The sequence below is a fragment of the Micromonospora sp. RHAY321 genome (genome assembly GCF_023896955.1).
Classification (GTDB): Bacteria; Actinomycetota; Actinomycetes; order Mycobacteriales; family Micromonosporaceae; genus Micromonospora.
The window spans coordinates 827,955-840,196 of sequence record NZ_JAMHIW010000001.1 but is presented as its reverse complement, the minus strand read 5'-3'; the positions used below and the strand labels follow the sequence as shown (position 1 = coordinate 840,196).

The window sequence follows — 12,242 nt, the reverse complement described above, 5'->3', positions numbered from 1 at the left end:
CGCCGCCCGACCGTGGGAGCCGAGGCCGCCACCGCCGGGTCAGATGCCGCGGAGGTGCTGCGAGACCCGGTTGTGCTTGGTGTCCCGGGCCTGCGCCGCCCGCTGCGACGGGCCGACCTCGGGGGCCGCCTCGATGCCGGCGGAGCGGGCCACCTCGGTGCCGTTGGCGTAGTCCACCGGCGGAAGTGCGCGCAACGCCTTCAGGACGTCCGGCGGTGCGCCCTCCCGCTCGGCCTCACGGACCACGTCGTCCTTCTCGGCCGGGTAGTCCAGGCTCGACAGGTACTGCAGGACCTCGGTGTAGCTCGCCATGGCAGGAGCTCCCTCGGGGCATCGATGTGGTCACGACCGGCGGCGGTTACCCGCCCGCCGCCGGGTCACGCCCGGACCGGGGGTGGAATCGGTGCCGTTTCCACCCCGCCGCCGCGGGTACCCGCAGGCGCCGACGCGAGCCCGGCCGGAGGGGAGTACGGATGAACTACGACACCTTCATCGACCAGGTTTCCCAGCGGACCAGGGCGCCGTCCGAGCAGGCCGTCGAGCTGACCCGGGCCGTGCTGGAGACACTCGCCGAGCGGCTGACCGGTGGCGAGGTGCTGGACCTGGCCGTCCAACTACCCCAGCCGTTGCAGTTGGTGCTGAAACCGAGCCCGAGCGTCGAGCAGGCGGAACGGATCGGGGCGGCCGAGTTCGTCGCCCGGGTCGCGTTGCGCGCCCGTGTGGACGAGCCGGCGGCACGCGAGGCCGTCCGGGCGGTCTTCACGACCCTGCGCGAGGCCATCACCGGCGGGGAGTTCGACGACGTGGCCACCCAGCTGCCCCGCGACTACCGAGCGCTGGTCGAGCAGTCGATGGCGCCGGGCGCGACGCTGCGTCGCGGCTGACGGCGACACCCTCGTCCGGGAGTGCACAGCGGTTGGTCAGGGCAACCATCGATGTCCGGTTTGGCGTGGCGATTGAGCCTGGCCTAACCTTGTCGTGCGAGGGGAGTACTTCCCACGAACCATTCCGGTCAGTACGGCGCGCCCGGCGCGCCTCGGGTGGTTGCCCACCTTTGGTGGGTGAAGGAGACCTCGAACATGACACGGTGTTCGAGGAGGCCCCATGACCGAGGTGTCGTACCTGTCTGCCGCCGGTGAGCTGTCGACGGTGGGCACCCCCACGTTGTGGGTGGTGACCATCGCCGGCGTGTTGCTGCTGCTGGTGCTCGACTTCCTGGTTACCCGCCGCCCGCACGAGGTGTCCATGCGGGAGGCGATCGGCTGGTCGGCGTTCTACATCGCCCTGCCGCTGGCGTTCGGCGGCTGGCTCTGGGCCCGCTACGGCTCGGAGCTGGGCGTGCAGTACCTCACCGGCTACCTGGTGGAGAAGTCGCTCTCCGTCGACAACCTCTTCGTCTTCATGCTGCTGCTGGCCGCGTTCGCGGTGCCGGCGGTGCTCGCACAGCGGGTGCTGCTCTACGGCATCGCTGGCGCGCTGGTCCTGCGGGCGGTCTTCATCGCCCTCGGTGCGGCCGCGTTGCAGACCCTGGACTTCGCCTTCCTGCTCTTCGCGATCATCCTCATCGCCACCGCGGTGAAGCTCCTCCGCGATGCCCTCTCCGGGCACCAGCAGGAGGTTGACATCAGCAAGATGCGCTCGGTGAAGGTGCTGCGCAGATTCATGCCGGTGGTCGACGAGTACCACGGCACCCGGATGACCGTCCGGCAGGGCGCCAAGCGGGCGCTGACCCCGTTCGCCCTGGTGGTCGTCGCGGTGCTGGCCACCGACGTGGTCTTCGCGGTCGACTCGGTGCCGGCGGTCTACGGCATCACCGAGGACCCGTACCTGGTCTTCGCCACCAACGCGTTCGCCCTGCTCGGCCTGCGTGCGCTCTACTTCGTCCTGCACGCGGCGCTGAGCCGGCTGGTGCACCTCAGCTACGGCCTGGCCATCATCCTGGCGTTCATCGGCCTCAAGCTGGGTCTGCACTGGGCGCACGGGATCTGGGAGAGCGTTCCGCAGATTCCCACCCTGGCCTCGCTCGGGGTGATCATCGGTGTGCTGGTGGTGGTCACGCTGACCAGCCTGCGCGCCACTCGTGGCGGTCAGCCCGAGGAGCGCGAGGTGGTGGCGGAGCAGCGCTGACCGCGCCGCGCCGGGGCGACGAGGGGGTACGCGGGAAACCACCCGCCCCCGCTCGCGTGGGTGGTACGACTGTGCAATGGGAATCGTGTCACCGGGCTTTCAGGGTCGGCCCCGAACGCAGGAGCCGGCCCTGCCGCCCGGGCAGTACCTGACCGAGGATTTCCCGGTGCTCTCCGCCGGCCCGACGCCCCGGGTTTCGCTGGACACCTGGGAGTTCGTCATCGCGGCGGAGAACGGCGCCGAGTACCGGTGGTCGTGGCAGGAGCTGATGGCGCTGCCGCAGGAGACGCCGATGGTCGACATCCACTGCGTCACCCACTGGTCCAAGCTCGGCACCAACTGGAAGGGCGTCTCGTTGGACGTCCTGCTCGACGGTGTGGACACCGGGGCGCACTTCGCGCTCGCGCACTCCTACGGCGGGTACACCACCAACCTGCCCCTGGACGACCTGCGCGGCGGCCGGGCCTGGGTGGCGCACACCTTCGACGGCGCACCGCTGGCGCCCGAACACGGCGGGCCGGCGCGACTGCTGGTACCGCACCTGTACTTCTGGAAGTCGGCCAAGTGGGTGCGCGGCATCCGGCTCAAGACGATGGACGAGCCGGGGTTCTGGGAGACCGCCGGCTACCACGACTACGGCGACCCGTGGCGCGAACAGCGGTACCAGGGTGACTGAGCGCGCGGTGGCGACCGGCACCCCGGCGCGCGCCCCGATCCGCTGGCAGGTGGGCCGGCTCGTGGAGCGCCGGGTCGAGACGCCGAGCGCCCAGACCCTGGTGCTGGAGGTCCCCGACTGGCCGGGCCACCTGCCCGGGCAGCACGTCGACGTGCGGCTGACCGCACCGGACGGCTATCAGGCGGCCCGGTCGTACTCGATTGCCGGGCCGGTGGTGGACGGCCCCGGCGGCCCGCGTATCGAGGTGACCGTGCAGCGGGTGCACAACGGCGAGGTGTCTCCGTACCTCATCGACGTCTTCGGCCACGGCGACCCGGTGGAGGTGCGCGGGCCGCTCGGTGGCTGGTTCATCTGGCGACCGGAGGAGACGGCACCGGTGCAGCTGCTCGCGGGCGGCTCCGGCATCGTGCCGCTGATGGCGATGATCCGGGCACGGCGGGCGACCGGCAGCAAGGTGCCGTTCCGGCTGCTCTACTCGGTGCGGACCCCGAACGACGTGATCTACGCCGACGAGCTGCGCCGCCGGGTCCGCGACGACTTCGGGCTCGACGTGGCGTACGTGTACACCCGCGAGGCGCCCGACGGGTGGCGCGGTGAGCCGCACCGGATGGGGCTGGCCGACGTGAACACCCACGGTTGGCCGCCGGACCTGGAACCCCTCACCTACGTCTGTGGCCCGACCGGGTTCGTGGAGGCCGTGGCCGACCTGCTGGTGGGGCTGGGCCACCCGTCGCGACGGGTCAAGACCGAACGCTTCGGCCCCACCGGCTGACCGCCCCGCTCGCCCGCAACGTCGAGGAGACCCGATGACCGAGATGTCCTACCTGGACGGCAACATGCTCGACGGCCCGCTGCGCGAGCTGTTCGCCGTCGACCTGAGCACCGCGACGGGGCGCTGCGAGAACTGCGGGATGACCGGTTCGATGGCCAGCCTGCGCGTCTTCTCGCACGCTCCGGGCCTGATCGCGCGCTGCCCGTCCTGCGAGGAGGTGATGCTGCGCCTGGTCCGGGGCCCCGACCGGGCCTGGCTGGACATGCGCGGCACCACCTTCCTCCAGGTCCCGATGCCGATGGAGCAGCCGTACCCCAGCCCGCTCTGACGCGGGCCTCCTCAGACGCGGAGGAGATCGTAGGCCCTCGCGAGATCATCCGACCAGGCCGAGTTGGGGTCACGCTCGAACGCACGGTAGAGCCGGTCGCGGGTCGTGTCGCGGCGTAACCAGTCGCCAAGAGCGCTCGGCTTCTGGGCCGCGAAGTTGAGTCCGTTCACCGTCTCGGCGAGGTGACGGTCCGCCGACGGGGTGAGCGTGACGTCCCAGGTGTGCAGGAACCGGTCGATGCTCTCGCCGGTGAGAAGGGCCGCGTCGAGGAAGCTCACCGCGTCGGGGAACGACTCGAGCCGGGACGGGTGACCTGCCAGTACCGATCGCCACACCGCGTCGAGGTACCCGTCGACGGCATCCTGCTCGACCTCCGGCCAGGAACGCCACCCCTGGCGGGAGAGCTTGCCGAAGACGATGGACGGTTCAAGCTCCCCCGACACGAGCAGACGCTCCAGCAGCACCGGCAGCAGACTCTTCACGTCGTCACGGCTGCCGACGGTATTGCCGAGGCTGATGGTCAGTCCGAACAGGTCGTGATCGTCGACGACCACCGAGCCCCGGCAGTGCGGGCAGCCCTCCAGAACCCCCCGCCGCGGGTACCGGGCGAACGCGTCCTGAACGCGCGTCAGCGCGGCCACCAACTCGTCGTCCACGGGTTGATCCTCGCATCCGCAACGGACCACCGGCCGGCAGCGTCATGCCCGTGACGCGGCGCCGTTCGGCTGCGCCAGGGGTGCCAGGCCGCACGAGGCGGCGAAACCCTCGGCCTCGATGCCGAGCGCGACGTTCGTACGCGCGGACTGGTTCGCCACCGCGATCCAGGCGGTGAGTTCGACCAACGCCGGCGCCCCGAGCTGCTTCAGCAGCCGAGCGGAAAGGTCGTCGGTGACGGTCGGTGGGGTCTGCGACATCGCCTCGGCGTACTCCAGGACGTCGCGCTCCCGTGGCGTGAAGACTTCGGACTCCCGCCAGCGCGGCACCTCGCGGGCCTTGGTCACGTCGAGCCCTTCGTTGTGCGCCATGAAGTACCCCAGGTCGAGACAGAACGAGCAGCCGATCAGGGACGCCACCGCCATGTGGGCGTAGGACTTCAGGTCCTTGTCGCACTCGTTCCACTTCGCGGCCTTCTGGTTGAGGCCGAAGCCGAACTTGAGCACCTGCCGGTGGTGCCACATCACACCGAGCGCCTCCGGTACCTCGCCGAACTTCCTCCTGCTGAATCGCTTGAGGACGGCGCCGTAGAGGCCGGTGATCTCGGCCTGGGGAATCCGGGCGTTGCTGGTCATGTCTCCTCCTCCTCGGGTGGGTCTCCGCATGAAGACACCGGCCGGGGTGGAGCTGTGACAGCACGGGAGAGGTCAGTCCGGAGGTGGTGGCGGGATGATGGGCCGGGGCGCCGAATACTCGGGTGCGGGCGTCCAGGCTCACCCGTAGGCTCGCGATCCCAGGGCTGCCCGCGCGTTCTGTCGACGGTGGTCCGTCAACGGATCGGAGATGAGCAGAGCGATGACCAGCCACCTGTTCGCGGTGTGCTTCGACGCGATCGAGCCTCCTCGCGTCGCGCGGTTCTGGTCCGGGCTCCTGGGCCGGGAGCTGGTCGACGATCCCCGCGAGGGCCTCCTGGTCCTTCCCGACGACGACACCGGGTTCCGACTCCGCTTTCCTCCGACCCGGCAGCCCAAGGTCGGGCAGAACCCCATGCACTTCGATCTGACGAGCGCATCCCTGGAGCACCAGCAGCAGACGGTGGCCAGAGCGCTGGAGCTGGGCGGTCGGCACATCGACATCGGCCAGGGCCCGGAGGAGGGCCACGTGGTGCTCGCCGACCCGGAGGGCAACGAGTTCTGCGTCATCGGTCCGGGCAACAACTTCCTCGCCGGCTGCGGGTTCGTCGGTGCGCTGTCCTGCGACGGTACGCAGAAGGTCGGGTATTTCTGGAGCGAGGCGCTCGGGTGGCCGCTGGTCTGGGACCAGGACCAGGAGACCGCCATCCAGTCGCCTGCCGGCGGTCCGAAGATCACGTGGGGTGGTCCGCCGTTGATGCCGAAGAACGGCAAGGACAGACTGCGTCTCGACCTCGCTCCGGGGCTCTACGGTGATCAGCAGGCGGAGGTCGACCGTCTGCTCTCTCTCGGGGCGACCCGAATCGACGCCGACCACGGTGGCGCCGGCGACGTGCTGCTGGCCGATCCCGACGGCAACGAGTTCCGGGTGCTGACGCCCCGCTAGGGGCGGCCAGAGTCAACTAGGCGGGCGGGCGGCCCGTGCGAACGGCGTACGCCCGCCTCATCTTGATGTAGTTGCCGCAGCCGGCCATCGAGCACCAGCGGCGGGCCTGGTTGCGGGAGGCGTCGTAGTAGGCCCAGCGGCAGGTGTCGCGGGCGCAGACCTTGAGGCGCGGCCAGGTGCCGTCCTCACCGCACACGCGGATGGCGTCGACCAGCCCGGCCAGCGCCAGGTTGAGGGGACTGCTGCCGGCGGCGACGAGGCGGCGGCCGCCGTCGGTGAAGCGCAGCGTGACCGGCAGCCCAGCCAGGGCCTGGTTGAGCCCTTCCACGGCGGTGGCGTCGGCCTGGTGACCGGCGTTGCCGAGCAGCACGGCGCGCAGGCCCTCCCGGACCGTCACGGCCACGTCGAGGTCCGCCGGTCCGAGGCGCGTCTCCGGCGGCAGCAGTTCCCGGTCGACGAACCAGTCGCGGAGCCGGTCGGGGCTTGTCAGCGTCTCGTCGTCGATCTGCGGTTCGAGGGTGTTCACGAAGTCCCGGACCAGCCGCACGGCGGCCGGCACCGCGCTGTCGTCGTCCACCGGCCACCCCCTTCGTTCACACCACCGTAGCGCCTTGACAGGTGTGAAACCGCCTGGGAGGGTCGGAACTACACCAGTGAAACCGGTTCGCTGGTGTGATGTTCGCCGGGGGAGGGCAGTGTCGTGGCTTCCACGCTCAAGGACGTGGCACGACTCGCCGGCGTGTCGGTGAAGACCGTCTCGAACGTGGTCAACGGTTATCCCCACGTGAGCGCCGACGTGCGCCGCCGGGTCGACGCCGCCGTCGCGCAGCTCGGCTACCGGCCGAACGCGTTCGCCCGGACCCTGCGGACCGGACGCACCGGCGTGCTGGCCCTCGTCCTGCCCGGCGCCGATGTGCCCTACCCGGACGACCTCGCCCGTGAGGTCGTCCGCGAGGCCGGGAGCCGGGGCTACCGCGTCGTCATCGAACAGGCCCCGCCCGACGACGAGCCAGCGGCGCCGGCGCTGGGCGATGCCCGAGCGATGCCGGTGGACGGCGTGCTGGTCAGCGCGCCCGTCGCGCCGAGCGAGCTGGTCGAGGCGCTGACCGCCGCCGGGCGTCCCGTCGTGCTGGTGGGCGGCGAGGCCCGGCACGGCCGCTGCGACCAGGTCACCATCGACGTGGCCCGGGCCGCCGAGGACGCGACCGCACACCTGCTGGGCGCCGGCCGTCGTCGGATCGCGGCGATCGGCGCGTACCCGAGGGAGTCACCGCGAGCGGACGGCTACCACCGCGCGCTGTGCCGGGCCGGGCTGGCCCCCGTCCCCGGTCACCGGTTGCCCGCGTCGCGACACCGCCGGGCCGACGGCTACCGCGCGGCCCGTGCCCTGCTCGCCCAGCCGGAGCGTCCGGACGCCATCTTCTGCTACTCCGACGCCCTTGCCATCGGCGCGATGCGCGCCGCCTTCGACGCCGGGCTGCGTGTCCCCGGCGACGTCGCCGTCATCGGCATCGGCGACATCGAGGAGGGGCGCTACTCCCGGCCCACCCTGAGCACCGTCAGCATCGACACCGCTTTTCTCGCCCGGGAGGCCGTCGCCCGGGTCGCCAACCGGATCGACCAGCCCGACGCGGCCTTCGCCCGGGTGACCGCGCCGCACACGGTCCTGCCTCGGGAGAGCACCGAGCCGCGCTGAGCGCGGCCGGTTGGACAACGCGCGGGTACCTCGGCGAGAGTGTTCCGCCGTGAGATACCTGCGTACCGGTGGCCCCGCCGCGATCCGTCGACCCCGGCCCTCGGACTGCGAGGAGTTCGTCGCCGCCGCGCGGCGCAGCCGGGACCTGCACCACCCGTGGCTGGTCGCGCCGGACAGCCCCGAGGAGTACGACCGCTACCTGCGCCGGATCCGCCGCCGCGACGGCTCCGGCTACCTGATCTGCGACCGGGCCAGCGGTGAGATCGCCGGCTATGTGAACATCAGCGGGATCGTGCTGGGCGCGCTGCGCGGCGGCTACCTGGGGTACGCGGCGTTCCAGCCGTACAGCGGCACCGGGCACGCCTCGGCGGGAGTCGCCCTGGTCATCGACCACGCGTTCGGCGCGCTCGGGCTGCACCGGTTGGAGGCGAACATCCAGCCGGGCAACGAGCCGTCCCGGCGGGTGGCCCGCAAGCTGGGTTTCCGGTTGGAGGGCTTCTCCCCGGACTACCTGTTCATCGACGGCGCCTGGCGGGACCACGAGCGGTGGGCGATCACCGCACCGGCGGCGACCTGATCGGCCGCCGCCGGTGCCACGGGGTTACCGCCGGGAGGCGGCCAGGAACCGGTGCGAGGCGTCGCTCAACTGCCCGGCCGGGGGAACGCGACCGGGCTGCGCAGGCCGTCACGGCCGACCGCGCGGATGCCGAAGAAGACGTTGTCCTTGGACAGGTCGATGCTGACCTCGGTGACGTCGCCGACCGGGATCACCCGCTGCCACTCGGCGGCCGTGGTCTCCCGCCACAGCACCTCGTAGCCGGCCAGGTCCGGCTCGTCGCCGCGCTGCCAGCGCAGCGTCGTGTTGTTGGTCAGGTCGGTGGTCACGATGATGGCGCGCTTGGGCGTGCCGGGCGCCTGGGCCAGCGACCAGAGTGTCGCGCCGTTGACCCGGGCCACCCGGGCGATGTAGCCGAAGTCGCAGAACTCCGGCAGGTCACCGAACTGCTGCCCGTCCTGCACCCGGACGTCCTGGTGCTGGTGGGCGAAGTCCTCGTTCGGCTCGGTGAACCGCGCCGCCGGCCAGCCCTCGCGGAGGAACGAGATGTGGTCGCTGCCGCGCAGGTAGCGGTCCCGCCGGTAGATCACCCGCACCCGCATCCCGGTGGCGTCGTTCTCCGCCACGTCCCGAACGAACCGGGCGAGCTGCCGGGACGGTGAGTCGTTCTCACCGCCGACGGACTGCCGGGTGCTCGCCTCCGCCGGGGTCTCCGCCGTCGGCACACCCTCGGCGAACAGCCGCACCGCGTGCGGGTCGCGCGTGCCGTCGTCGGCGGTGCTGCTGCCGACGATGTCGTCGCTGAACATGCCCTGCACGTCCGCGCCGGCGGCCTTGAGCTGCTGGGCCAGGTACGCCGAGCCGTACAGCCCCTGCTCCTCGGCGGCGACCGCGGCGAAGACGACGGTGGCCGCGGTAGGGCGGGTGGCCATCAAGCGGGCCAGCTCCATGACCACGGCCACCCCCGAGGCGTCGTCGTCGGCGCCGGGTGAGTCGCTGACCGCGTCCATCACGTCGGTCACCCGGGAGTCGTAGTGGCCGGTCACCACGTAGGTGCGGTTCGGGGAGGTCTGGCCGCGCAGGGTGGCCACCACGTTGGTGATCCGGGTCGCGGTGGGGATCCGCGACGCCGGCTGCTGGATGTACGACTGGAGTTCGACCGTCATCCGGCCGCCCGAGGTGGCCGCGTACTCCTGAAGGCGGGCGAAGATCCAGTCCCGGGCGGCGCCGATGCCCCGCTGCGGGTCGTCCTGGCTGGAGAGGGTGTGCCGGGTGCCGAACGCGGCCAAACGGCGCACGATCGCCTCGATCCGCCGGGGGTCGACCTGGCGCAGCAGGTCGCGCAGCTCGCGGTCGGGCTGCTGGGGGCGGATCGGGCGGCCAGGGCCGGCGGGCGGGGCGTCGGCGGCGGCCGGCGCGGCGAGCGCGGGCACGGCCACGGTGGCGGCGGTCGCCGCGGTGGCGGCGGCAGAGGCGGACAGGAAGGTGCGGCGGGTGGACCTCGTGGGTCGGTCGCCGGTGTCGTCAGATCCCATTCCGGCATCCTCTCCATCGACGACGGTGCCTGTCTACATCGCCGGGCATGGATGTTCCGCGGCTTTCACCCGAACCGGGTGATGACTGGCGGTGCCCGGCGTTCCTACGGTGGGTGGTATGGCTGCCGTGCGCGCGACCCCTGCCGACCCCACGCCCGGTCTGGCCGCGAAGGCGCCCGGGGAGGGCGGTGACCAGCGGGCCATGCCACCCGAGCTGGGGCCCGACTCTCTCGCCGTGCTCAGCGGGCCCACGTTCATGTACTCCAACCCGTCCGGGGACGTGCCACCGGGCAGCATCGGTGGGCTCGTGCACCTGGACACCCGGCTGATCAGCGGCTGGACGGTGACCGTCAACGGCGGGGAGCTGCTGGTGCTGCGCGCCGAAACCATCGACCACTACTCGGCGCAGTACGTGCTCACCAACTCCGAGCTGCCGGGGCTGCCTCCGAACAGTTTGGGTGTCCGGCGGCTCCGCTATGTGGGTGACGGCTTTCACGAGCGGCTGGAGCTGGTGTCGTTCCGGCCGGAGCCGGTCCGGGTGGAGGTGCGGCTGGCCGTTGACGTCGACTTCGCCGACCTGTTCGAGGTCAAGTCGGTGGTCCGGGACCGTTCTGCAGAGATCACCCGCAACCATGCCGCCGACGGATCCGAGCTGTGCTTCTCCTACCGGAACGGGGACTTCTCCGCCCAGACCCGGGTGTGCTGCCGAACGCCGGCGGACCGCGTCGAGGGTGACGAGCTGGTCTGGGATCTGCACCTGGGTCCCCGTGAGAAGTGGGAGGTGGACCTGGACGTGCCACTACCGCCCGGATTGGGGGTGGTCGAGCCGGTCCGGGGAGACATCGCCGACGTCATCCACGGCAGGGCCGACGACCCGCTACGCCGGTGGACCGAGGACCGGGCGGTGCTGCGCAGTGACAACCAGCCGCTGGAGCGCACCGTGCGGCAGTCCCGCGACGACATCGCCGCGCTGCGGCTCGACCTCGAGGTCAAGGGCCAGCGGATCATGCTGCCCGGGGCAGGGCTGCCCTGGTTCCTCACCGTCTTCGGCCGGGACACCCTGATCACCGCGTACCAGACCCTGGTCGCCGGGCCGATGCTCGCCAAGGGAGCGCTGCTCGCGCTGGCCCGGCTCCAGGGCGACACGTGCGACGACTTCACCGACGAGGAGCCCGGCAAGATCCTTCACGAGGTGCGCAGCGGCGAACTGACCCGCACCGGGCTCAAGCCGTACGGCCCGTACTACGGCACGGCCGATGCCACGCAGCTGTGGCTGATCCTGCTCTCGGAGTACTGGCGCTGGACCGGCGACGACGAGACCGTCCAGCACCTGCGGGACAACGCGCTGGCCGCTCTGCGCTGGATCGACGAGTACGGCGACCGGGACGGCGACGGCTACGTCGAGTACGCCACACGCTCCCCGGAGGGGCTGGGCAACCAGTGCTGGCGGGATTCGCCGGACGGCGTCTGCTTCGCCGACGGCCGCATCCCGGTGCTCCCGCTGGCGACGTCCGACCTGCAGGGTTACACGTACGACGCGAAGGTGCGGATGGCCGAGCTGTTCGACGGGCCGTTGGACAATCCCGCGCTGGCGCTGCGGCTGCGCGACGAGGCCGGCACCCTGTACGAGCGGTTCAACCGGGACTTCTGGATCGAGGAGCGGGGCGGCTACTACGCGGTCGCCCTGGACGGTGACAAGAACCAGGTGGACGCCAAGACCTCCAACATGGGTCACCTGCTGTGGAGCGGGATCGTGCCGCCAGAGCGCGCCGACGCGGTGGTGCGCCAGCTCATGTCACCGAACATGTTCTCCGGTTGGGGCATCCGCACGTTGTCGCTGGAGGAGCGGCTCTACAACGCCCTCGGCTACCACCTCGGTACGGTCTGGCCGCACGACAACTCCATCGCCGTGCTCGGCCTGACCAGGTACGGCTACCGGGCGGAGGCGAACCAGGTGATCCTGGCGATGTTCGACGCGGCCGAGCAGTTCGGCCACCGGCTGCCGGAGGCGCTCAGCGGGTACGTCCGGGAGCGGCTGCTGTTCGCCGTGCCGTACCCGACGGCGTGCAGCCCGCAGGCATGGGCGGCCGGCACGCCTCTGGCCCTGGTCCGCGCGTTGCTCGGTGTCAACCCGGTCGACGGGCGGCTGGTCCTCGACCCGGACATTCCACCCGAGCTGGGCCGGATAACCGCCGAGCGGGTGCGCGCGTTCGGCCGCGAGTGGGAGCTGGAGGCGGTGCGAACCACCGGGCATGTCCGGCTCCAGCCGACCTGACGGCGGCGCGACAGCGACGCGTTCGACGTTTGTCCGGGGCTTCGG

At 71.4% G+C, this 12,242-nt stretch carries 14 protein-coding genes; 9 read left to right on the top strand and 5 right to left on the bottom strand.

Annotated features, from left to right (window positions below):
* Positions 1-39: 39 nt before the first annotated feature.
* Positions 40-312, bottom strand: a complete 273-nt coding sequence (locus M8C17_RS03895) for a DUF2795 domain-containing protein (protein ID WP_252414921.1) — start codon at positions 310-312, stop codon at positions 40-42.
* Positions 313-473: 161 nt separating this feature from the next.
* Here M8C17_RS03895 and M8C17_RS03890 point away from each other — a divergent pair, with 161 nt between their 5' ends.
* The 5 genes from M8C17_RS03890 to M8C17_RS03870 all read left to right on the top strand — a co-directional run bounded on the left by M8C17_RS03890 (position 474) and on the right by M8C17_RS03870 (position 3,903).
* Complete coding sequence (locus M8C17_RS03890) at positions 474-884, top strand: DUF2267 domain-containing protein (RefSeq protein WP_252414920.1); 411 nt, start codon at positions 474-476, stop codon at positions 882-884.
* 220 nt (positions 885-1,104) lie between these two features.
* A complete protein-coding gene (locus M8C17_RS03885; RefSeq protein WP_252414919.1) occupies positions 1,105-2,127 on the top strand; it encodes a TerC/Alx family metal homeostasis membrane protein in 1,023 nt (340 codons plus the stop codon).
* Positions 2,128-2,203: 76 nt separating this feature from the next.
* A complete protein-coding gene (locus tag M8C17_RS03880; protein WP_252414918.1) occupies positions 2,204-2,803 on the top strand; it encodes a sulfite oxidase-like oxidoreductase in 600 nt (199 codons plus the stop codon).
* A 7-nt stretch (positions 2,804-2,810) separates the two neighbouring features.
* Entirely contained in the window at positions 2,811-3,575 is a 765-nt protein-coding gene (locus M8C17_RS03875) for a ferredoxin reductase (protein ID WP_252415083.1), read from the top strand.
* A gap of 34 nt (positions 3,576-3,609) precedes the next feature.
* A complete protein-coding gene (locus M8C17_RS03870; protein ID WP_252414917.1) occupies positions 3,610-3,903 on the top strand; it encodes a DUF6510 family protein in 294 nt (97 codons plus the stop codon).
* 11 nt (positions 3,904-3,914) lie between these two features.
* Here M8C17_RS03870 and M8C17_RS03865 read toward each other — a convergent pair whose 3' ends face one another.
* Together M8C17_RS03865 and M8C17_RS03860 are read right to left on the bottom strand one after the other, a co-directional pair.
* Positions 3,915-4,559 carry a hypothetical protein gene (locus M8C17_RS03865; protein ID WP_252414916.1) on the bottom strand — a complete coding sequence of 215 codons (645 nt, stop codon included), beginning with the start codon at positions 4,557-4,559 and terminating at the stop codon, positions 3,915-3,917.
* Positions 4,560-4,601: 42 nt separating this feature from the next.
* Complete coding sequence (locus M8C17_RS03860) at positions 4,602-5,192, bottom strand: carboxymuconolactone decarboxylase family protein (RefSeq protein ID WP_252414915.1); 591 nt, start codon at positions 5,190-5,192, stop codon at positions 4,602-4,604.
* Between the two features lie 220 nt (positions 5,193-5,412).
* On the opposite strand from M8C17_RS03860, the gene M8C17_RS03855 reads away from it, so the two are divergent.
* Positions 5,413-6,135, top strand: a complete 723-nt coding sequence (locus M8C17_RS03855) for a VOC family protein (protein WP_252415082.1) — start codon at positions 5,413-5,415, stop codon at positions 6,133-6,135.
* 16 nt (positions 6,136-6,151) lie between these two features.
* Here M8C17_RS03855 and M8C17_RS03850 read toward each other — a convergent pair whose 3' ends face one another.
* On the bottom strand, positions 6,152-6,712 hold the full coding sequence (locus M8C17_RS03850; RefSeq protein ID WP_252414914.1) for an ABATE domain-containing protein: 561 nt from the start codon (positions 6,710-6,712) through the stop codon (positions 6,152-6,154).
* A gap of 123 nt (positions 6,713-6,835) precedes the next feature.
* Between M8C17_RS03850 and M8C17_RS03845 the strand changes: the two genes are divergently transcribed.
* Positions 6,836-7,831 carry a LacI family DNA-binding transcriptional regulator gene (locus M8C17_RS03845; protein WP_252414913.1) on the top strand — a complete coding sequence of 332 codons (996 nt, stop codon included), beginning with the start codon at positions 6,836-6,838 and terminating at the stop codon, positions 7,829-7,831.
* Between the two features lie 49 nt (positions 7,832-7,880).
* Entirely contained in the window at positions 7,881-8,408 is a 528-nt protein-coding gene (locus tag M8C17_RS03840; RefSeq protein WP_252414912.1) for a GNAT family N-acetyltransferase, read from the top strand.
* A 65-nt stretch (positions 8,409-8,473) separates the two neighbouring features.
* Here the strand turns inward: M8C17_RS03840 and M8C17_RS03835 are convergent, their stop codons facing one another.
* Positions 8,474-9,922, bottom strand: coding sequence for a M20/M25/M40 family metallo-hydrolase (locus tag M8C17_RS03835; protein ID WP_252414911.1), 1,449 nt, complete (start codon positions 9,920-9,922; stop codon positions 8,474-8,476).
* 118 nt (positions 9,923-10,040) lie between these two features.
* On the opposite strand from M8C17_RS03835, the gene M8C17_RS03830 reads away from it, so the two are divergent.
* Positions 10,041-12,197: a glycogen debranching N-terminal domain-containing protein gene (locus M8C17_RS03830; RefSeq protein WP_252414910.1), complete on the top strand. Its 2,157-nt coding sequence runs from the start codon at positions 10,041-10,043 to the stop codon at positions 12,195-12,197.
* Positions 12,198-12,242 lie beyond the last annotated feature (45 nt).